The 21,986-nt window shown below is 47.5% G+C and carries 16 protein-coding genes; 11 read left to right on the top strand and 5 right to left on the bottom strand.

Annotated features, from left to right (window positions below):
• Positions 1-28: 28 nt before the first annotated feature.
• Genes AELLOGFF_RS04960 through AELLOGFF_RS04950 form a run of 3 tightly spaced genes read right to left on the bottom strand, consistent with a single transcriptional unit; the run spans position 29 to position 4,721 of the window.
• A complete protein-coding gene (locus tag AELLOGFF_RS04960; RefSeq protein WP_159267642.1) occupies positions 29-1,081 on the bottom strand; it encodes a 2-oxoacid:ferredoxin oxidoreductase subunit beta in 1,053 nt (350 codons plus the stop codon).
• A complete protein-coding gene (locus AELLOGFF_RS04955; protein WP_159267641.1) occupies positions 1,081-2,943 on the bottom strand; it encodes a 2-oxoacid:acceptor oxidoreductase subunit alpha in 1,863 nt (620 codons plus the stop codon). Before AELLOGFF_RS04955 ends, AELLOGFF_RS04960 begins: the two co-directional genes overlap by 1 nt.
• Positions 2,940-4,721 (bottom strand): FAD-dependent oxidoreductase, encoded by a 1,782-nt coding sequence (locus tag AELLOGFF_RS04950; RefSeq protein WP_159267640.1) that lies wholly within the window; start codon positions 4,719-4,721, stop codon positions 2,940-2,942. Before AELLOGFF_RS04950 ends, AELLOGFF_RS04955 begins: the two co-directional genes overlap by 4 nt.
• Positions 4,722-5,028: 307 nt before the next feature.
• On the opposite strand from AELLOGFF_RS04950, the gene acnA reads away from it, so the two are divergent.
• The 3 genes from acnA to AELLOGFF_RS04935 all read left to right on the top strand — a co-directional run bounded on the left by acnA (position 5,029) and on the right by AELLOGFF_RS04935 (position 9,803).
• On the top strand, positions 5,029-7,668 hold the full coding sequence (acnA, locus tag AELLOGFF_RS04945; protein WP_159267639.1) for an aconitate hydratase AcnA: 2,640 nt from the start codon (positions 5,029-5,031) through the stop codon (positions 7,666-7,668).
• Positions 7,669-7,814: 146 nt separating this feature from the next.
• Positions 7,815-8,159: a DUF6489 family protein gene (locus AELLOGFF_RS04940; RefSeq protein ID WP_159267638.1), complete on the top strand. Its 345-nt coding sequence runs from the start codon at positions 7,815-7,817 to the stop codon at positions 8,157-8,159.
• A 57-nt stretch (positions 8,160-8,216) separates the two neighbouring features.
• Positions 8,217-9,803 (top strand): carbon-nitrogen hydrolase family protein, encoded by a 1,587-nt coding sequence (locus tag AELLOGFF_RS04935; protein ID WP_159267637.1) that lies wholly within the window; start codon positions 8,217-8,219, stop codon positions 9,801-9,803.
• Between the two features lie 39 nt (positions 9,804-9,842).
• Here the strand turns inward: AELLOGFF_RS04935 and msrA are convergent, their stop codons facing one another.
• Positions 9,843-10,487 carry a peptide-methionine (S)-S-oxide reductase MsrA gene (gene msrA / locus AELLOGFF_RS04930; protein ID WP_159267636.1) on the bottom strand — a complete coding sequence of 215 codons (645 nt, stop codon included), beginning with the start codon at positions 10,485-10,487 and terminating at the stop codon, positions 9,843-9,845.
• A 213-nt stretch (positions 10,488-10,700) separates the two neighbouring features.
• Between msrA and speD the strand changes: the two genes are divergently transcribed.
• The 6 genes from speD to AELLOGFF_RS04900 all read left to right on the top strand — a co-directional run bounded on the left by speD (position 10,701) and on the right by AELLOGFF_RS04900 (position 20,041).
• A complete protein-coding gene (gene speD, locus AELLOGFF_RS04925) occupies positions 10,701-11,156 on the top strand; it encodes an adenosylmethionine decarboxylase (RefSeq protein WP_159267635.1) in 456 nt (151 codons plus the stop codon).
• On the top strand, positions 11,149-11,997 hold the full coding sequence (speE, locus tag AELLOGFF_RS04920) for a polyamine aminopropyltransferase (protein WP_159267634.1): 849 nt from the start codon (positions 11,149-11,151) through the stop codon (positions 11,995-11,997). The genes speD and speE overlap by 8 nt, the downstream gene beginning before the upstream one ends.
• A 288-nt stretch (positions 11,998-12,285) precedes the next feature.
• Positions 12,286-14,541, top strand: coding sequence for an Orn/Lys/Arg decarboxylase N-terminal domain-containing protein (locus tag AELLOGFF_RS04915; protein WP_159267633.1), 2,256 nt, complete (start codon positions 12,286-12,288; stop codon positions 14,539-14,541).
• Between the two features lie 361 nt (positions 14,542-14,902).
• On the top strand, positions 14,903-17,599 hold the full coding sequence (locus AELLOGFF_RS04910) for an OmpA family protein (protein ID WP_159267632.1): 2,697 nt from the start codon (positions 14,903-14,905) through the stop codon (positions 17,597-17,599).
• Positions 17,600-17,659: 60 nt separating this feature from the next.
• Entirely contained in the window at positions 17,660-19,333 is a 1,674-nt protein-coding gene (locus tag AELLOGFF_RS04905) for a ShlB/FhaC/HecB family hemolysin secretion/activation protein (RefSeq protein WP_159267631.1), read from the top strand.
• A gap of 525 nt (positions 19,334-19,858) precedes the next feature.
• Entirely contained in the window at positions 19,859-20,041 is a 183-nt protein-coding gene (locus AELLOGFF_RS04900; RefSeq protein WP_159267630.1) for a hypothetical protein, read from the top strand.
• Here the strand turns inward: AELLOGFF_RS04900 and AELLOGFF_RS04895 are convergent.
• Positions 20,016-20,957, bottom strand: a complete 942-nt coding sequence (locus tag AELLOGFF_RS04895; protein ID WP_159267629.1) for a type II secretion system F family protein — start codon at positions 20,955-20,957, stop codon at positions 20,016-20,018. The two genes, AELLOGFF_RS04900 and AELLOGFF_RS04895, sit on opposite strands and share 26 nt — an antisense overlap.
• A 135-nt stretch (positions 20,958-21,092) precedes the next feature.
• Here AELLOGFF_RS04895 and AELLOGFF_RS04890 point away from each other — a divergent pair, with 135 nt between their 5' ends.
• Positions 21,093-21,572 (top strand): DnaJ domain-containing protein, encoded by a 480-nt coding sequence (locus tag AELLOGFF_RS04890; RefSeq protein WP_159267628.1) that lies wholly within the window; start codon positions 21,093-21,095, stop codon positions 21,570-21,572.
• Positions 21,573-21,591: 19 nt separating this feature from the next.
• The gene (locus tag AELLOGFF_RS04885; protein ID WP_235035491.1) at positions 21,592-21,948 is read left to right on the top strand and encodes a hypothetical protein; all 357 of its coding nucleotides are present in this window, start codon (positions 21,592-21,594) and stop codon (positions 21,946-21,948) included.
• Positions 21,949-21,986 lie beyond the last annotated feature (38 nt).

Genomic DNA, 21,986 nt, shown 5'->3' with positions numbered 1-21,986 from the left:
AATAACTGATATTTCTTAATCTCAGTAATTAACGCAAGCTCTCATTCAACTTATCTAACACTTTTTGTCCTGGGCATAACTCTGCAGCACTCAAGTCCCGTAGCGGCGTTTTACTTGTACCCAATATTTCGTGTAAATCCTGTGAATTCTCATCCATAAATAACAAGCCCGTGAGAATTTGGTCTTTTGCTTTATAGTCTTTTATTAATCGCAATGCCGAACGACGACTATTCAAGTCTAACTCGGGATCTGCTTTATGAAGGTGAACCACAGAGCCATCATGCAGGGTGACCTCTTTAGACTGCCCCTGCTCGTATTCTGTAGAAATTTCTTGCTTGAAAGGGACATAATCAACCGTACCTGTCGCCGCTAAATGGTCTCTCACATGCTCATAACCCTTGGTAGATTTAGGGTTGTTATTAAAGGTGACACAGGGTGAGATGACGTCGATAAAGGCAAAGCCACGATGACTAATAGCAGCTTTAATCAAAGGCACTAATTGTTGTCTGTCGCCAGAAAAACTACGCGCAACAAATGTGGCACCCAACTGCAAGGCAACACTAGCAAGGTCTATGGGCTCAAAGGGATTGGGCTCTCCTTTTTTACTCGCAGAACCGATGTCTGCTGTTGCTGAATCTTGGCCTTTAGTCAAACCATAGCAGCCATTATTTTCAACCACATACATCATATTCAAATTACGACGCACGGCGTGGGTAAACTGCCCCATACCTATCGATGCGGTGTCACCATCTCCTGACACACCAACGTATATCAATTCACGGTTAGCGAGGTTGGCCCCGGTTGCCACCGAGGGCATACGGCCGTGAACAGAGTTAAACCCGTGGGAATTACCCAAAAAATACGTTGGCGTTTTCGATGAACAACCGATGCCAGATAGTTTAGCGACTTTATGTGGTGCAATCGATAATTCAAAACAGGCCTGAACAATGGCCGCGCTAATCGAGTCGTGACCACAACCTGCACACAGTGTGGATATTGCTCCCTCATAATCTTTACGGGTAAAGCCAAGTGCATTACGTGGCAGTTCTGGATGACGAAATGCTGGGCGGATATACGTCATTAAACAGACTCCTTAGCCAGTGTTTTTTTATGTAGCGGCCGGACATTATCACTGCGCAATACAGCAATAATGTCGTCTCTGATTTTACGCGCCGTTATGGGTGTGCCGTTGTAATTCAAGATTGAAATTAAATCACGCGGTGACACTAGGCACTCGTTAACCAATAAGGTCCGCATTTGTGCATCGCGGTTTTGATCAATAACAAACACGGTATCGTGCGCTTCAATAAAGGCGTCCACCGACTTATGGAATGGAAAACCTTTAATCCGTAGGGTATCTATCGCATAGCCTTCTGCCGCCAGTGCATCTACCGCTTCTAGTGTCGCATCACGGCTGGTACCAAAATGTATAACTCCCACTTTGGAAGTGGATTTTTTAGCGGATTCAATCAGCTCTGGTATCGGTACACGGTTCTTGGCGGTATCCCATTTTTTTAACAGGCGCTGCATATTTTTCTCGTACTCATCGCCATCTTCGGTATATACCGCATATTCATCCCTAGAGGTGCCACGGGTAAAGAATGCACCCTTACTTGGGTGGGTACCGGGATAAGTTCTGTAGGAAATACCATCATCATCGATATCAAGATAGCGTCCAAAGCGCTCAGACATAGCTTCTAGCTGCGCTTCATTGAAGACTTTGCCACGCTGATATTCGCGCTTATCATCCCAGACTAAGGGTGGCGACATATTATCGTTCATCCCCAAATCAAGATCAGTCAACATAATAACCGGCGTCTGCAGCGTCTCAGCCAAATCAAAGGCCTGCGCAGTCATTTCAAAGCACTCACGCGGTGTTGCAGGAAACAACAACACATGCTTGGTGTCGCCATGTGAGGCATAGGCGCAAGCTAGCACATCAGATTGCTGAGTACGGGTTGGCATGCCGGTCGAAGGCCCTGCTCGCTGGACGTCGATAAGCACGGTTGGAATCTCAGCAAAATACGCCAAGCCCAGAAACTCACTCATTAACGAAATGCCAGGACCACTGGTTGCGGTAAAGGCTCGGGCACCATTCCAACTTGCACCAATGACCATACCTATTGCAGCCAACTCATCTTCGGCCTGAACAATGGCATAGTTTTTACTGCCGCTACCGGGGTCGATTCGCAAACGCTTACAATATTTATCAAAGCCATCAACAACCGATGTCGACGGCGTAATGGGATACCATGCTGCAACAGTTGCACCACCGTAAATTGCCCCTAGTGAGGCGGCAGTGTTGCCGTCAATTAAAATTTGATCACCCACTGCATCACGTCGCTCAACACGAATCCCCAGCGGGCATTGATAATGTTCAACGGCGTAGTGGTAACCAATTTCCAAAGCTCTAACATTGGGTGTAATCAGCTTTTCTTTTCCCCTAAACTGATCTGACACCAAACCGGTTAACACCTCAAACTCAATATCTAACAGCGCTGATAAGGCACCGACATAGATAATATTGCGAAACAGTTGTTGTTGACGGGCGTCGCTGTATTCTCGCTGGCAAAGGTCTTTTAGAGGTACGCCAATAAAATGAATATCACTACGCATTAAGCGAATATCTAGCGGCTTGCTTGAGTCATAAAAAAAGTACCCCCCCGCTTCCACCTCTTGGATGTCTTTCGCCATACTTTGCGGGTTCATACATACCATCATATCGACGCCGCCGCGGCGACCTAGATAACCTTTTTCACTAACCCTAATTTCATACCATGTTGGTAAACCCTGAATATTTGAGGGAAATATATTCTTGGGGCTAATGGGCAAGCCCATTCTAAATAGTGATTTTGCAAACATATTGTTGGCGCTGGCCGAACCAGTGCCATTAACATTGGCAAATTTAATAACAAAATCATTTACGGCTTCTATGCGTTTCATATGCTTTTCCCCGCTTTACTCACAGAGTAATAAAACTTTTGCATATCCCATGCGGCTGTAGGGCAACGCTCAGCACATAAGCCACAGTGCAAACACACATTCTCGTCTTTAATCATCGCTCGACCAGTGCGTAAATCTTCCGAAACATAAATATCTTGTTCTTTATTATTGGCTGGCATGGTTAGGCTTTGCCTAAGCAGGTTCTCGTCCTCCGCATTCACAACAATGCTAATGCAATCTGTGGGACAAATATCCACGCAGGCATCACACTCAATACATAACTTTTCAGTAAACACCGTTTGTGCATCGCAATTTAAACAGCGCTGCGCCTCTTGAAATGCAGTGCTGGCATCGTAGCCTAGCTCAACTTCTAATTTGCGATTGCTTAGACTTTGCTCCAATTCGGCCTGCGGAACTTGATAGCGATCATCATTCTCGACTTGGCTATCATAGCTCCACTCATGAATGCCCATTTTTTGACTCACCAAGGTCACGCCAGGCGGTGGTCGTTTGGCAACGGACTGTCCGTGACAATACAAGTCAATTGAGATCGCGGCCTGATGGCCATGAGCCACAGCCGTAATCACATTTTGAGGACCAAACGCGGCGTCTCCACCAAAAAACACTCGGGGATTACTGGACTGAAAGGTCAGCTCATCCACCACCGGCATATCCCATTTGCCAAACTCAACGCCGCCGTCACGCTCAATCCACGGAAATGAATTTTCTTGACCAATCGCAACCAGCACATCATCACAGGGAACAACCACCGGTTCCTCACCGGTTGAAACTAACTTGCGTCGGCCATTATCATCGTATTCAGCCTTTACTCGATCAAAACGCATTGCCACTAAACGGCCATCTTCAACAATAAACGCTTGCGGAACATGATTATCCATTATGGGAATACCTTCATGCTCGGCGTCTTCTTTTTCCCACGGCGAAGCTTTCATCTCAGCAAAGGGGCTTCGCACAATAACTTTCACTTCGTCACCGCCCAAACGCCGCGCTGTTCTACAGCAATCCATCGCGGTATTTCCGCCACCAAGGACGATGACCTTCCTGCCAATTTTTTCGCGGTGTTCAAAGGCGACACTCGATAGCCAATCAATACCGATATGAATATTGGCGTCGGCTTCTTCTCTGCCTGGCAGATCTAAATCGCGACCACGGGGTGCGCCGCTACCTACAAAGATAGCATCGTATTGTTTATCCAAGAGTGTATTGAGGCTATCTACATAGTGATTAAAATGTGTGAACACCCCCATATCCAAAATACGATTTACTTCTTCGTTCAGCACCTCTTCAGGCAAACGAAAAGCCGGAATTTGGCTTCGCATAAAGCCACCGCCGGCGCGTTGGTCATCATATAAATCCACGTTATAACCAAGGGGCATTAAGTCTCGCGCCACAGTGAGCGACGCTGGACCACCACCAATCAATGCGATGCGCTTGCCATTCTTCTTTTTGGGGATAAGCGGCATACGATCACTAATGTCGCCCTTATTATCTGCAGCAACACGCTTTAGCCGACAAATAGCGACTGGTTCTTCATCTATGCGACCACGCCGACATGCAGGCTCACAGGGTCGGTCACAGGTTCGACCAAGCACACCGGGAAACACATTAGATTCCCAGTTAATCATGTAGGCATCGGTATAACGCTGAGCAGCTATTAATCGAATATATTCAGGAACCGGCGTATGTGCCGGGCAGGCATACTGGCAGTCGACCACCTTGTGAAAATATTCAGGGTCTCGGGTATTTGTGGCTTTCAATGCGCCCCCTCAAATTATTATTAGCGAGTTGGGTAGCGGGTGTCGGTATTTAATATCACTGGGGCCGACACCCCTTTAGAGCCTCAGATTACACCACAGCAGAACTATAAATTCACCAGAAAAATACAAGCATTTACGAGCAACATTAGTACTAAGCTCGTCAACGCTTAGCCATATCCTCCAAATAAGCCGCAACGGAGAGGGCAAACAATAAACATTGATTAAATAAAATGCGGATAAGCCTGCAATTTTAGTGGTCTATGCTAGGGTAAGCAGTATTTAGTTGTCTTGAACCAAGGAGCTTGTAATGCAGTCCACTGACCATTTACGCGCAACGTTCACTATAAACAACAACAGCTACACCTATTTCGACTTAAATAAACTGGGCAATGAACGCCTCTCTCAATTACCTAAATCACTCAAAATACTCTTAGAAAATCAACTTCGTCATTTTGATGGTAAATCGGTTAACGCAGACATTATTGTGGCGTTTTCGCGCTGGCTAGATAACCCTAGCGGCGGCGAAGATCTAAACTTCATGCCCGCCAGAGTGTTAATGCAAGATTTCACCGGCGTTCCTGCCATTGTCGATTTGGCTGCCATGCGTGATGCGGTGGCAAAACGCGGGGGCGACGTCACAACCATAAATCCACAAATACCCGTTCATCTTGTTATTGATCACTCAGTTACCGTTGATCAATTCGGTTCTCCGCAAGCGTTTGGCGAAAACGTGGCAAACGAAATGACCCGCAACGATGAGCGTTATCGCTTTTTAAAATGGGGCCAATCCGCCTTTGCCAACTTTAATGTTGTACCGCCCGGAACAGGTATTTGTCATCAGGTGAATTTGGAATATCTAGCCAAAGTGGTATGGACTGACGGCGACACAGCCTATCCAGATACCGTATTAGGCACTGACAGCCATACCCCCATGGTTAATGGATTGGGCGTTTTAGGCTGGGGGGTAGGCGGCATAGAAGCTGAAGCTGCGCTGCTTGGCCAACCCTATTCAATGATGCTACCTGAGGTCATTGGTTTTGAACTCAGCGGCAAACTAAACGACGGTGTCACCGCAACAGACCTTGTATTAACCGTTGTGCAAATTTTGCGGCAAGAGGGCGTGGTCGGAAAATTTGTCGAATTTTACGGTGACGGCTTAGCCGAATTGAGCGTGGCGGATCGCGCCACCATTGCCAATATGGCCCCAGAGTACGGCGCCACCTGTGGCTACTTTCCAGTAGACGAAGCCACCCTCGCCTACATGAAATTAACCGGAAGACACCACGACAACATTGCACTGACAGAGGCCTACTGCAAGGCGCAAGGTTTGTGGCGACATGCTGGCGATAGTCCAATATTTACACGCACGGTCAACTTGGCCCTGGAAACCGTTGAACCTAGCCTAGCAGGACCCAGTCGACCACAGGACAGAGTGGCACTCAATGATTTGGGTGCCGCTATGACAGACTACCTCAAAGCGAATAATCGCGATTTAAATGAAGTGGCCACCATCCCCGATATGGAGGAAGAACTGCATCACGGCGATGTGGTTATCGCAGCCATCACCAGCTGCACCAACACCTCTAACCCCGATGTGATGATTGCCGCCGGCTTAGTAGCTCGCAAGGCTCGAGAACGGGGCTTACGGATTAAACCGTGGATTAAAACTTCACTCGCGCCGGGCTCAAAAGTCGTTAGCAAATATCTAAGCGATAGCGGCCTACAAGACGATTTAAACGCACTGGGCTTCGATTTGGTTGGCTACGGTTGCACCACCTGTATTGGTAACTCGGGCCCCTTGCCAGATCCAGTAGCCAGCGCCATAGACAGCAAAGACTTGGTAGTGTCTGCGTTATTATCGGGTAACCGCAATTTTGAAGGCCGAATCCATCCACAAGTAAAAGCCAGTTGGCTTGCCTCTCCCCCACTGGTAGTAATGTACGCACTCGCGGGTAGTACGCTGGTGAATTTACAAGATGACCCCGTTGGCAACGACAACCAAGGCAATCCTGTTTATCTCAAGGACCTGTGGCCCAGTAACGAGGAAATCCACGATATCCGTAAAATCGTCAGCGGCAGTATGTTTCGTGACGCCTACAACGATGTATACCAAGGCACCGAAGAATGGCAGACGATCAAGGTTGAGAACACAGAAACTTACCAGTGGCAGGCTGATTCAGGCTATATTCGACAACCCTCATTCTTTGACTCTACCACCGTCGCAGGCGAGGAATTCCCCAATCTGCACGGCGCTCGTATTCTTGGTGTTTTTGGCGACACCATCACCACCGACCACATTTCGCCAGCGGGAAAAATTGCCTTAGACAGCCCAGCCAGCCATTACTTGCAAAGCCTAGGCGTGAAGCCAGAGGACTTTAACTCCTACGGATCACGTCGAGGCAATCACGAAGTCATGCTGCGCGGGACCTTTGCCAACACCCGGTTGCGCAATAAATTAGTCGACCGCGAAGGCGGCTATACCCTTGGCCCCGACGGCAAAAGTGTCATTTCAATCTACCAGGCCGCCATGCAATACCGCGAAACCAACACGCCACTGGTCGTTATTGCCGGCAAACAATACGGCACCGGCTCCAGTCGTGACTGGGCGGCAAAAGGAACATTATTATTGGGGGTAAAAGCAGTTATTGCCCAAAGCTTTGAACGCATTCATCGCTCCAATCTTATTGGTATGGGTATTCTGCCCATAGAATCTGACAAAGAAATATCCCAGGAGATGTTAGAGCTTCGCGGCGATGAACAAGTCGATATCATGGCTTGCGACACCCAGCTAAGTCCCAAACAGAAGGTGAGAATAGTCTTATCTCGCAACGATGGTAGTCGCCATGAGGTTTTGGGTCGCCTACGTATCGACACCCATGAAGAAATGGCCTACTTCCGTCACGGCGGTATTCTTCAATATGTCTTGGCAGAACTCGCAGCAAAATAGTGATAATACCGAGTACTAAGGCGCTATTTGATTGGTTTTTATCTATTTTCACGATTATATTAGAACTATTCAATAGCGCCTGAGTACTAACTCGCTAAAGCTAATCAGCAATATGCTGAACGCTGGCACAATACGGAGTTGAATATATGAAAATTCATGTTGAGGTTGAAATCACCCCTGAGGAAATGCGCCGCTTAGTTGGCCTGCCCGACGCTCAACCGCTTTGGGATGCGGTTTACAAACGTATCGCTGAAGGCGACTCAGAAATGATTCAGCAAGTTGCCAAAACTGCATTTACTGAGGGCATGAAAACCATCGACTTATCTGCACGAGTTTTAAAATCATTAAGCGGTCTAGCTAGCAACCGAAAAAGTACTGACAAGCAAGCCAGTGAAGAAGACAGCAGCAGCGATAAAGAAGAATCACAAAAAACCACACCGCGAAAAGCCAATGCGACACGTCGCAGCGCCTCCAGCAAACCAAAAACATAAGCTAGTACTTAGCACCTTTTTTGTAAACTTCATCCGTAAATCACAGAGTTTCACCCCATGGCTAACACATCATCGGGCAGCAAAAACATTGCTGCCTCAGGCAAGGTTCTGCGAGTTCGTAACGCCGCATTAACTGACATTCCCGCGATTGCCGCATTGTCTAAACGAGTTTATACCGGCACCGGTATTGACCCTTATTCACGAGCGGAGCTCCGTGGTCAGTTAAACAACTTTGCCGAAGGAAAGTTTGTTGTCACCCTAGAGGACGACATCGTAGGCTATTGCGCGACTTTTCGCGTTAGTGGCGATGTTTGTTTAAAACCCCATAGCTGGGCCGCAATCACCGCCAATGGCTACGGCACCCGTCACGACCCTGACGGTGAATGGCTATATGGTATGGAAGTTTGTGTAGACAGCAGTGTACGCGGCTACCGTATTGGACAACGCCTATACAATGCCCGCAAAAAACTTTGTGAAGAGCTTGGCCTAAAAGGGATTGTGTTTGTGGGTCGCTTCCCAAGCTTATCGCGCCGCATAAGAAAATACGGCTCCGCTGAAAATTATCTCGATGCGGTAGTCAACCAACAAACTCGCGATCCCGTCTTATCTTTTCAGCTTCGCAATAACTTTGAAGTCATTGCACTCATGCCGAACTATTTAATCGACGATAAAGACTCAATGGGCTACGGCGTACACCTCGTTTGGCATAATCCAAAAGTTGAAACCGCCGCCAACGCTGCCCACACAGAACGGCATGGCGGTCGCCAACCTGACACCGTCCGCGTTGGCACAGTGCAATACATGCAACGGCGAGTAACTTCATTCGTCGAATTCATGTCATTTATCGAATACTTTGTGGATGTGGTGGCCGATTACAAAGGTGATTTTGTGGTGTTTCCAGAGTTAATCACGCTGCAATTACTGTCAATTGAAGACCAAGAGCTATCGCCGATACAATCCATTGAAGCCCTAACGAAATACACGCCGAGATACGTGGAAGCAATGCAAGACCTTGCTGTGCGTTATAACATCAATATTATTGGAGGCTCCCACCCCACCCGAGTTGCCAATGGCCGAGTTGAAAATATCTCCTATGTATTTCACCGCGACGGCCGCGTGGATGAGCAAGCTAAAATCCACCCCACCCCCAACGAGGTGTACTGGTGGAATATTGAGGGCGGCAATGAGCTCCAAGTCATTGATACCGACTGCGGCCCAATCGGCGTTTTAATTTGCTACGACTCAGAGTTTCCAGAACTCGGCCGCCACTTGGTTGATCAGGGTGCAGAAATACTTTTTGTGCCCTTTTGTACCGACGAACGTCAAAGCTATATGCGGGTGCGATATAGCTGCCAAGCTAGGGCGGTGGAGAATCAGGTTTATGTCGTTATGTCTGGCAATGTGGGTAATTTACCCAATGTGGCTAATATGGACATTCAATATGCACAGAGTTGTATTTTAACCCCCTGCGACTTCCATTTTGCCCGCGACGGAATAGCGGCAGACACAACACCCAATGTTGAAACCGTCGCCATTGCCGATCTGCGCCCAGAATCACTGCGGGTGGCAAGAAACAGTGGCACCGTCCAAAATCTGCGTGATCGTCGCCACGACCTTTATCAAATGAAATGGCGCGGAAATTAATCGCCAAGCGTCCGGCGCCTACTGTCGGACGCACCCACACTAAAGTACGCAACTCACCCCAGTTCCCCCCAAGCCACAGTAACCACCGGGGTTTTTATCAAGGTATTGTTGATGATAAGGCTCGGCGTAATAAAATTCGCCTGCAGCCACAATCTCCGTGGTCACCGCTGGCAAACCTTCATTTGCTAATGCCTGCTGGTAAACCGCCAAAGATGCCTCTGCGGTCTGTTGTTGCTCAGCAGTGCTGCAGTAAATACCTGAGCGGTACTGGGTACCAACATCATTCCCCTGCCGCATTCCTTGAGTAGGGTTATGACTTTCCCAAAACAAGGTTAACAACTGGGAAAAACTCAGCTTTTGTGGGTCAAAAGCGACTAATACCACTTCATTATGCCCCGTCATGCCTGAGCAAACTTCTTCATAACTAGGGTTGGGGGTATAACCGCCGCAATAACCCACTGCGGTTGTGTACACACCTTGTTGCTGCCAAAATTTTCGCTCTGCCCCCCAAAAACACCCCAAACCGAATACTACCTGTTCTACGCCTTCAGGGAACGGAGGCTCTAAGGGTTTTCCCAACACGGTATGAAGACTTGGCACCTGCATTTTTTCTCTTCGCCCAGGCAGTGCCTGCTCTGCGGTGGGGATGACGGCCGGCTTGCGATAGCGATCAAAAATACTCATTTTTCAGGCTCCCTTAATTCAACTTTTGACTGACACTACTATGCCCTTTTTGCCCCGTGAAAAGCCACCCTCACTAATCAGGAAAAAACACTGTGGCTTCAATAACTTTACGACAGAATAACCGCAATATTTTTACGGGATTTTTTATTGCTATTTCCGCTAAAACACGTTTAAATCGCCGGCTCTTTAACCAACGCGGAGGATTTATGCTAAATGAAAAGCTTAGATCATATGCCTTCTCTGGAGGCCGGCTCAGCCACGTGTAATCCGATTACACAATCGGACGAAAATCTTGACCACCTCATTATTCGTGACGGCGTAGCATACGCTGGCACACATTTAATTATCGACCTTTGGGGCGCCTCCCATCTCGATGAACTCCCCCGCATGGAAAAAGCATTTATTGACTGCGTCAAAGAATGTGGTGCAACACTGCTGCATATTCATATGCATCATTTCACCCCCAATGGCGGTGTTTCAGGTGTTGCCGTTTTAGCTGAATCTCATATTAGCGTCCACACTTGGCCTGAGCGAGACTACGCGGCATTTGACGTGTTTATGTGCGGTGATGCCAAGCCAGAGCTCGCGGTAGATATTCTCAAAAAGGCCTTTAATCCATCGCGGATAGAAGTGGGTGAAAACCTCCGTGGGAGAATGGAAGATGTCTGAGTGGTTTGACGAAACCCTCCACGACGCCTACCACCAGGGTTTTAAAGTTCGCGAGGTCTTATTTGAAAGTAAGACCGAGCACCAGCATCTAATCATTTTTGAATCGGGTAGCTTTGGTCGGGTAATGGCGCTGGATGGCATTATTCAAACCACTGAACGCGATGAGTTCATTTATCATGAGATGCTCGCGCACACGCCATTATTCGCCCACGGCAATGCTAAAAACGTATTGATTATTGGCGGCGGCGACGGTGGCCTGCTAAGAGAAGTGCTTAAGCACCCTGAAGTTGAGTCTGTTGTTCAGGTTGAAATAGACCAAGCCGTTATCGACATGTGCGTAAAATACCTTCCTCAACACTCTGATGGAGCTTACAACAATAGCCGTGCGGAAATCGTTATTGGTGATGGCATCGACTTTGTTACTCAGTGTGATCGTAAATTTGACGTCATACTCTCTGACAGCACTGACCCTATTGGGCCTGGCGAAGTTTTATTTACCTCACCTTTCTATCAAGGCATTCAGCGCTGCTTAAGCTCTGGCGGCATCTTTGCAGCCCAAAATGGCGTTGCGTTTATGCAGCCCGACGAGGTAAGCACTACCCACAAACGCTTATCCCCGCTATTTACTGATACTGCATTTTACGCCGCAGCGGTTCCAACGTATGTTGGCGGAATAATGACGTTTGCCTGGGCAAGTGACAACAGTGGATTGCGTGAGCAAGATTTAACCACACTCCAAAATCGCTTTGTTACCAGCGGAATTAAAACCCGTTATTACAACCCTGCCCTGCATTTAGGCGCTTTTGCACTACCGCAATATCTAATTGATAGCTTGACGTAAACACTCCGACTCGCCGTTACTGTGGCGGCGAGTCTGTTACGACAACACCCCGTAGCGTCGCTTTATTACAGCCCAAGCATCAGCTGTAAATTTAGCTTACATAGCTGACAGCTGTCATAGATTATTGCTAGTGTAGAAACACAGTGGAATTAGACTATAAATAGTTTCAACATTTAACGCCCACTCCTAGAAATTGGGTGCCGCGTGCTTGTAGTCATTTTTAGTAAAATTACAGTAACGAGTCCGAGCAATGCTTGGGTACGCCAAAAACCAACAATGGCCAAATAAATGAAATTTCGTTTTCCTGTTGTCATTATTGACGAAGATTTCCGCTCCGAAAATATCTCGGGCTCTGGTATCCGCGATCTTGCCGACGCAATCAGCAAAGAAGGCATGGAAATAGTTGGATTAACCAGCTACGGCGATTTAACCGCATTCGCTCAACAAGCTAGCCGTGCCTCTTGTTTTATTCTCTCTATTGACGATGAGGAGTTTGGTGATGGCAGCGACGAGACGGTTGGCCAAGCTCTGGAATCAATCGCCGAGTTCATGACCGCCGTACGTCAACGCAATACAGATATCCCGGTTTTTCTCTATGGTGAAACCCGCACGTCTCGTCATATTCCCAATGAAATTTTACGAGAATTACACGGCTTCATTCATATGTTTGAAGACACGCCAGAGTTTGTTGCCAGACACATTATCCGCGAAGCGAATAAATATCTTTCCTCATTAGCGCCACCATTTTTCAAAGCCTTAATGAATTACGCCAGCGACAGCTCCTACTCATGGCACTGCCCTGGTCACTCTGGTGGGGTAGCCTTTTTAAAGAGCCCCGTTGGACAAATGTTTCACCAATTTTTTGGTGAAAACCTATTGCGCGCCGATGTATGCAACGCGGTAGAAGAACTCGGTCAGCTGCTCGACCACACCGGCCCGGTGAGCGCCAGTGAAAACAATGCAGCAAGAATTTTTGGTTGCGACCATTTATTCTTTGTCACCAATGGCACGTCAACGTCCAACAAGGTGGTATGGCACTCAACCGTTGCGCCAGGTGACATTGTGGTGGTTGACCGAAATTGCCATAAATCCATTTTACATAGCATTATCATGACCGGCGCTATTCCAGTTTTCCTCATGCCGACACGTAATCACTACGGCATTATTGGCCCCATTCCAAAAAGTGAATTTTCACCTGCGGCTATTCGCAAAAAAATTGAAGACCATCCCTTTGCTCGTCATGCAGCGGATAAGAAACCACGAATATTAACCATCACCCAAAGTACTTATGACGGAATTGTGTATAACGTCGAAGAAATTAAAGACATTCTCGATTCCACCATCGACACCTTACACTTTGATGAAGCCTGGCTACCCCATGCAGCCTTTCACACCTTTTATCACAATATGCATGCCATTGGCTCAAATCGGCCACGCTCAGATGACACCCTAGTATTTGCCACCCAGTCCACCCACAAACTACTGGCAGGACTATCACAGGCATCACAAATACTCGTTCAAGATGGCGCGCAACGGAAGCTAGACACCCACCGTTTTAACGAGTCATACCTAATGCACTCGTCTACCAGCCCACAATACGCGATTATTGCCTCCTGCGATGTCGCTGCGGCCATGATGGACTCGCCCGGCGGTACCGCTTTAGTTGAGGAGTCTATCCTCGAAGCGCTAGATTTCCGTCGAGCCATGCGCAAAGTAGACGCTGATTACGGTGACGACTGGTGGTTCCGAGTGTGGGGACCAGAGACCCTTGCCGCAGAAGGCGTGGGCGACCGCGATGACTGGGTTATTCACTCTGATGACAGCTGGCACGGCTTTGGCGAAATTGAATCTGGCTTCAATATGCTCGACCCCATCAAGGCGACCATCATCACCCCCGGCCTCGATGTAGATGGCAATTTTGATGACACTGGTATACCCGCTTCTATTGTCAGCAAATACCTAGCGGAACATGGCATCATCATTGAAAAAACCGGAATGTATTCCTTCTTTATCATGTTTACCATCGGGATTACCAAAGGCCGCTGGAATTCTATGGTTACCGAGTTACAGCAATTTAAAGACGACTACGACCAAAACTTACCCCTTTGGCGTGTCATGCCTCAATTTGCTGAAAAATATCCACAATATGACAAAGTGGGTTTACGTGACCTTTGCAATAATATTCACGATGTCTATAAAGAATACGACATTGCCCGCATTACCACGGAAATGTATTTATCGGAAATGGAAGCGGCGATGATACCCGCTGACGCTTGGTCAAAAATGGCCCACCGTCAAGTAGAGCGAGTCGCCATCGACGAACTAGAAGGCCGTATTACCGCCATGTTAGTAACGCCCTACCCGCCCGGTATCCCGTTATTAATACCTGGTGAGCGCTTTAATCATATTATTGTTCGCTACCTACAATTTGTTCGCGATTTTAACTCTCGATTCCCTGGTTTTGAGACAGACTGTCACGGCCTTGTTAAAGAACGCATTAATGGTGTTGACCATTATTTTGTGGATGCGGTTATCGACGAGTAACACGCTATAACACTGCCACTCAACTGTGAGTATTAAGAGCACCCCAAACAGCTAGACGCTTGACCGCAGCTAGCTGTTAGCCTCTTTTTAACTGCTTTAACACCTCCCCCTAACGCGCCTTGATATTTTGTTAGAGCGCGACCAGTTTGACCTCAAATTCCTTCTTTTATAGAAACCTGTGATCATCATCACAAAACTCATTGGCAATCATCACACATTATTCACACGTTATATGCTTACATACGTAGGGAGAAATACTTATACTGCCGACCTAATGCATACTGCCAGAAAAGCTGCCCTCTATTACTGTAAGTGCTCCGCGGTATACAACCAGAATTATTGACAACTCAGGATGAAAAATATGATGATTTTACGATCGCCAAGGGGACTCGCGTCTGTAATCATATTAACTAGCGCAGCCACGCTACCGCTAAACAATGTCGCGAATGCTCAAGAGCTCGCCAAGATCATTAATTTAGGTGCTTTATTCAACCCTAAAGACCCAGAGGGTGTAGCAAATAGCCAATCTATTCTTGCCCCCATCACCAAGCCACTGGGCGACTCCCTAGCTCCGTTAGTAAATGCCATTGATACAGCACTTGACCCGCTAACAGACCCAATAGACGCGCAAATTGGTGCACCATTGCTGAATGCACTTTCTCCCCTAACTACCCCGCTACTTGGCGCACTGCAACCTGTCACCGACCCTGTTGACGGCATTGTTGCCGACCTAACGGGTGGAAGCCTTAGTGATGCGCTTTCTAATATTGATAAAAACATGTCCGACGGTGATGGTATTGTCAATGATTTACTTGGTGGGCCGACAGTAGCTGGCAGCGGCACAGAGGCCGGAGAGGTTTCCCCCCTAGGATCTATTTCTGCAAGCCTGGGCATGACCTTGGAGCCTCTCATTAGCGCTATTGATAGCGGCTTAGACCCATTGACTGATGTCATAGATGATCAACTATTAGAGCCCATCCTAAATGCACTTGCCCCGGCTACAGACCCGCTTCTTGCAACGATCGAACCGCTTACGGACCCGGTAGATGGCCTCCTTGCCGATCTAACGGGTGGCAGCTTAGAAGATGCACTTACCAATATTGATGACAACACTCGTGATGGCAATGGGCTGGTAAACGATCTATTAGGTGGTGGTTCTGAAAACACCGCTAGCGGTACCGAAGAAGGCGAGGCTTCAATTTTAGCTCCTATCACTGGCCCACTCGGCGATTCAATCGACAACTTAGTTTCTACACTGGACACCACCTTAGACCCTATTACTGATGCGGTTGATGATCAAATTGGTGAACCGTTATTAAACGCATTAAGCCCAGTTACCGAGCCACTTCTATCAGCTTTATCTCCCATAACCGACCCTGTAGATGGCCTTGTTAACGATCTTACCGGCGGCAGTATTGAAGACGCACTAAGCAACAATGACAGCAATACTACTGATGGTGACGGCCTAGTTAACGATTTACTGGGTGGTAGCGATGCATCAACAGATGGCGACGGCAGCGAAACATCACCTCTTAACACGATTACCGCCAATCTTGGTAGTGGCTTGGCCACTCTTGTCGATGCCATTGATACAGGCCTAGACCCATTAACAGACGTTGTTGACGACCAACTATTAGAGCCCATTCTAGAGCAACTCGCCCCTGTCACCGAACCCGTTTTAGCGCAGCTTGCACCTGTAACCAATCCCGTTGATGCCATCATCTACGACCTTACTGGCGGCAGCTTAGAAGACGCCCTCACCAACGCTGATGACAATACCGCTGACGGCAACGGCTTAGTGAATGATTTACTGGGTGGCGGCACAGAAAACACGGATAGTGGAACCGAAGCGGGCGAAAGCTCAGCAGTGGCTCCTATTACAGGTCCACTTGGTGACTCTATTAGCAACTTAGTAGCCATGCTTGATACAGCACTTGACCCACTAACCGATGCCGTTGACGACCAAATTGGTGAGCCATTACTTGACGCCCTATCGCCCGTCTTAGATCCTTTACTTGGTGCCTTACAACCGGTCACCGACCCAGTCGACGGTATTCTTGCCGACGTCACTGGAGGTAGTCTTGAAGACGCACTTACCAACAATGATGACAACATCGACGATGGCAATGGAATCGTAAACGACCTACTCGATGGCGGAAAAGAAAGTAGCGGTGAAACTTCCCCAATCCCCGTCGTAACAAGTGTTGTAGGCGACGCGATAGCCCCTATTATTGATGCCTTAGACCAAGGCTTGAACCCCGCCACAGACGTCGTTGACAGCCAACTTGGCGAAGCACTTCTAGATGCGCTATCACCGTTAACTGAGCCTGTTTTAGCAATCGTTGAACCCATTACAGACCCTCTTGATGGCGCGGTAGCAGACTTGACCGGCGGTAGCTTAGAAGATGCGCTTACCAACAATGACACCAACACCAGTGACGGTAATGGTATTGTAAATGACCTCTTGGGCGGCGGCAGTAGCGCTGACGGCACAGCTGGTAACAGTTTAGATAATGGCCTAGGTAATGGCCCCTTTGACCAACCCGCGCTTATTGCTTTATTAGACCGCGACCTCATGGCCAACAACCCTAACAGTCAAGGTAACTGTGCAGACCAAGATGCAGACGGTGTTTGCGACGAGCAAGACGAATGCCCAGAAACACCAATTGGCATGGCTGTTCTTGCAAGCGGCTGCCACCTGACAGAAGCTGCACCGCTGCGATTAAATGGCGTCTTCTTTGAGTTTGATAGCGCCAAATTAACCATTAATGCCACTGCCATTTTAGATAAGGCAGTCGCTGTTATTAAACAGTCAGATGCGCAAAACATTGAAGTGGCTGGACATACAGATGGCAAAGGCAGTGACGACTACAACTTGAACCTTTCGCAAAACCGCGCCATATCCGTTAAACAATACCTAGCTGAACACGGTGTTGATGGTGACCGTTTAAGCGCCCAAGGTTATGGTGAAAGTAAACCACTTGCCACTAACGACACAGACAGTGGGCGCGCTGAAAACCGTCGAGTTGAGCTCACTATTATCAACACCGAACAATAATCACCTTATGCGCCCGCCACTTGGCGGGCGAACGGAAATTTACTTTTTAGGGAGAGTACCATGGCAATCGATTTGCCCCCCGTAATACCACCGCAACTAGCCACACCAGCTCAGGTCAGCGCCTATAGCGCAGTATCTGCGGCAGAGGTTTCAGCAGTCATTAACGGAACGAATGTTCGCGTTTTAGGTAATAGCTATTTAGCCGACGCCGATATTAAGAGCATCTTAAGTAGCGCCAAAACACCTGCCGAAGGCATCATCAATTTAACTAAGCAGTATTATCAAAGTGGTCACCTACTAGTCAGAATTCGTTACGCACGCGAAGGTGATGACGTTGTAGTATATGTTGAGCAACTCACACTGTCTGATATTCGCGTTGAAGATAATATTCGCCCACATTTTGAAGACTTAATTGGCGACAGTGACTTGAGCATTTCAGAGTTTGACCGCTCACGCATCTTGGCAAACCTAAAAGCTGAGCGCGGTGGCTACAATTACAGCATGTCTTACGAAGAGACCGGCAATAATTCCGTCGCTTTAGTTATGACTAAAGCAGCAGCCGAAGATTACGACAGCACTGACTTCATACTCGAAGCCAACAATAAAGGTAGCCGATTCCTAGGACGCTATTTCGGTTTAGCAGGTCTTAAACATCGCTTTGAAAGCGGTACCGAATTATCTTTAGCCTACCAAACGACATTTACAGAGTTTGGCGACGCTCTGGATGGTGAAAGCCTAGATCAATTCAGCCTCAGCATTGACCACCCCTTTGTAAGCGGCCTCTACGGCGTTGATCTATCTTATGTTGAATACAGCAGAGAGCCTAGCGTAACGCTAGTCCAAACTGGTTTTTGCTTACTGGGTTTATTAGGCTGTGGAACTACAACCACGGTAACCACGGTCAATCTAGACGCAGAAATTTTACAAGCGGCTTTTCGTGGTGAGCAAATCGTATTTAGCAGTGTAGACAGCCGTCTATCTGTCACAGAAAAGATATCGCATATTGACTCGACCCTTGAACAGGCCGGTACCAGTAGCAAATTACTGGAAGAAACCTATCAAGTTGTCGATATCGGCGTGAAATATCAAAAAGCACGCTACAAAACCGAAGAACTGCCTGCAGCACAACTGAATGTAGGACTAAATTTCCTAGCTGGCTTTGGCGATGGCGGCACACTCGATAACTACGACAACTACCAAACGGCATATTTGGCACAATATCCCGGCACAACACCTCCTGATGTAGTGCCAGCTGCCCGTACCGCTGAATTCCTCGCTTTGCAACCCAGTGCTCGCTACATGATACGGGTTGACGACGATACCCTATTGTCGTTCAGTGCAAACGGCCAGTTCGCCGATGAACAATTACCTCAGCAGCAGCAGTTTGTTTTAGGTGGTATGAACACCTTAAGCGCTTACTTACCCGGTGTTCTAGTGGGTGATGAAGGTTATTATATAAACGCAAGTTTAGAAAAAACCTTTACTTGGAGCGATTATAAAATTTCGCCTTCGGTGTTCGCCGAATACGGTGCTAGCTGGTTTAATAACACCAATAGTGAGTTTGGCGAAACCCAAAGCATTGCCGATGCTGGTCTGCGCTTACGCATAACGTTCTCTGACGCCCTGTTCACTGAACTTGTTGCCGCCCTACCCGTTTATGACGATGTAAACGACAGCGATGAACTAAGCGCCCTAGAAGCTGACTTCTTTTGGCGAATCCGCTTCACTTTCTAAAATCGCTCTTAAGTGCTCGACGTTCGTCGAGCACTATTCAATTTCCCCGCATCATGGCTTACGTACTTCCCCCTCTTTACCAACTGGCTCGAACTTTGCTAGTTTAATACTGTCTGAGACAAGACCTAGATTAGGCTTAACGTCAATGTAGGTGAGCAGTAGATTGATTTAGGCAATTGATAATAACGGCATTTGGGCTAGTTTTCCTCGTAAAACCCCGCGCACTGAGGCTGTCAGCAGAGTATTTGCTAACATCCATTTTTAATATCAGTTGCCCTGGTAGTGTGATTCCCCCTGTTCAGACGAACAGATATTGTGAAAAAACCGCTATCTTGATGACCCTAACAACTAAAAATGACTTAGTTGCACCAACAGTGGTCAATAAATCAATGTATTTTATCTAAGAAAATAGCCTTGTCATAAGGCTGTCACGGACAACAGAGATAGTAGTCAACGGTAACTAAATACCAAAGTAAGACAGATATGATAATGGAAGAAGGCGCAGAGAGCGCGAAGGAGAAAGAAATGAATAAGCAAAGTAATGACATGAATGTGAAAAACTTGTGCAGTCGTAAATTGTGGGAATTATTGAAAAATGCCGAATGGCAGAGTAATACTGAACGTTTTGCAATTGAAACTGAATTATCGGATCGTCGTCACTATGTAGAAGAACTAGAGCAGCTCAGCGGCCGAGAAACCATGCATTAAGCAAAACTAAGTACGGAAGCAAGCCTAGCAATAACCACGGCAGATAAGCCGACCAAAAATCTGATTGTTCTTCACACACGCGATGTATAGCTAAGCCCAATTGAGAAGGCACCTGCTTAGCATCGCCCATATTAGACACCGGTGGTAATTTTACCCCCACTAAAATTCCACTGCGTAATAACGCAGTGGAAAGCAATTCCCCCCCCTCCACATCAGCCGCCATTTTATAATATCGATTGTTAATCGGCGCCTCTGGTAAACGTCTAGCAGATTGCTTGAGCGCCTGAGACAAGGTAAATCCACCCGCAATGCAATCAGCAAGGTGATTCATAAAATGATAACTTTGATACTGCGCCAAGGCCCTGCCTATTCCCGGTAAACGGTAAGCTGCCTGCTGAATCCCTCGCCGCACAAAAAGATTGCGTGACGACAATAACCTGATCCCGTACACCAAAATAAGCGGAAACAAGCTCAATACAAGGATAGTCAGCGCGTCACTAGCAATAAAAGCACCCGCACTTAGCCCCCAGATAGGCAACAGCACTATGCACAACAACACAATAGATAAGGGCCAGCGAATATGAACACGAAAACGCTGCTGAAACGCAGCTTGCAAGCGATAGTGTTCAGCAAGGCGCAAATACATTTTTGCCAAATTCCCTGTAGCCAAACCCAGCTGTAAAAAACGCAACTCCCAATCGAGAAACACCCCACCTTCGCGCAACTCATCAAGTACGACCCGCTGACCATCGGCAAATTGCGCGGCAACACTGTCTAGCTGAGCACGTTTTGCCGCCTGCTCTCCCTTACTCAACAAGGCAACAACGTGATCCCAATTATTTTCACCAGATTGACTTGCCTGATAGAGTGACTGAAATAATACGAAGCGCTGCGCAGGGGAAAATCCAGAGGCCATGTAAAAATCCGTTAACGGCGGGAAAACAGTGGCATCACAATAGTGGGTATATGACGCTCAAGGCTTTATACTTTAGCACAGCTGAAAACTGCAATGGCAGGATAATTATCTTCGCCTAATGCTTAAAGGACCAATATGATCATTCGCTTACTCTTCGCCGCCATCGTCTTGTATGGCCTGTATCGCTTTGTAAAACTTGTACAAAGCAAACCCGCTAAAGAGCGACGGGCCTATTACATAACGCTCCTCATCGGCCTTGGTGCAGCGGCCCTGATTTTACTATCCTTAACCGGCCGAGTCCCTTGGGTTGCCGGCGTAATAGGTGGGGCACTCCCTTTTGTCCGCCAGCTAGCTTTAAAATACGCCTATCAGCGTCTGGGAAGTGGCACCCAAAAAAACAGCAATGGCGGAGCCAGTCCCGAATCGGCAAAGACAATGAATCAGGCGCAAGCATTATCGACTCTTGGCTTACAAGCCGGCGCCAGCAAAGAAGAGATCATTAGTGCGCATCGCAAACTGATGCAGAAATTTCACCCTGACCGCGGCGGTAACGACTTCCTCGCCAGTCAAATTAATGATGCAAAAGATACTTTGCTTAATGATTCCACAGGATAATTAAGCAAGGCATATAAATATGCCACCACACACGCTAACTTTATCTGCAACCAAACTAAACCAATCTAATTTTAAGGCAACAATGGCAATCGTTTTCGTAATACAAAACCAACATGGGCACTACCTCAGCAAACAACTTGAATGGGTTGATGGCTGCGACCGACGTTCACTATTCAGAACCCCTCACCACGATGAAGCAATAAACGTAGTATTTGAGCAAAGCAGTAAAAACATCGAACTGCGTGCACACCCGCTTCCCTGCGAAACAGATGATGCAGCTCAACCTAAAGTTGAGGCTGGGCCAGCCATCATGACGCCACACAATGAGCCGCTAGATCTCAATGAACCCAGCAGTAATAGCAGCGAAGGAACCTAAATAATTGCTAAGGTCATTACAGGTTTAATAACACTGAG

Origin of the sequence: Zhongshania aliphaticivorans (assembly GCF_902705875.1) — a bacterium.
Classification (GTDB): domain Bacteria; phylum Pseudomonadota; class Gammaproteobacteria; order Pseudomonadales; family Spongiibacteraceae; genus Spongiibacter; species Spongiibacter aliphaticivorans_A.
Note: the sequence above shows the minus strand (reverse complement) of the source record. Positions and strands in the feature narration are given on the sequence as shown.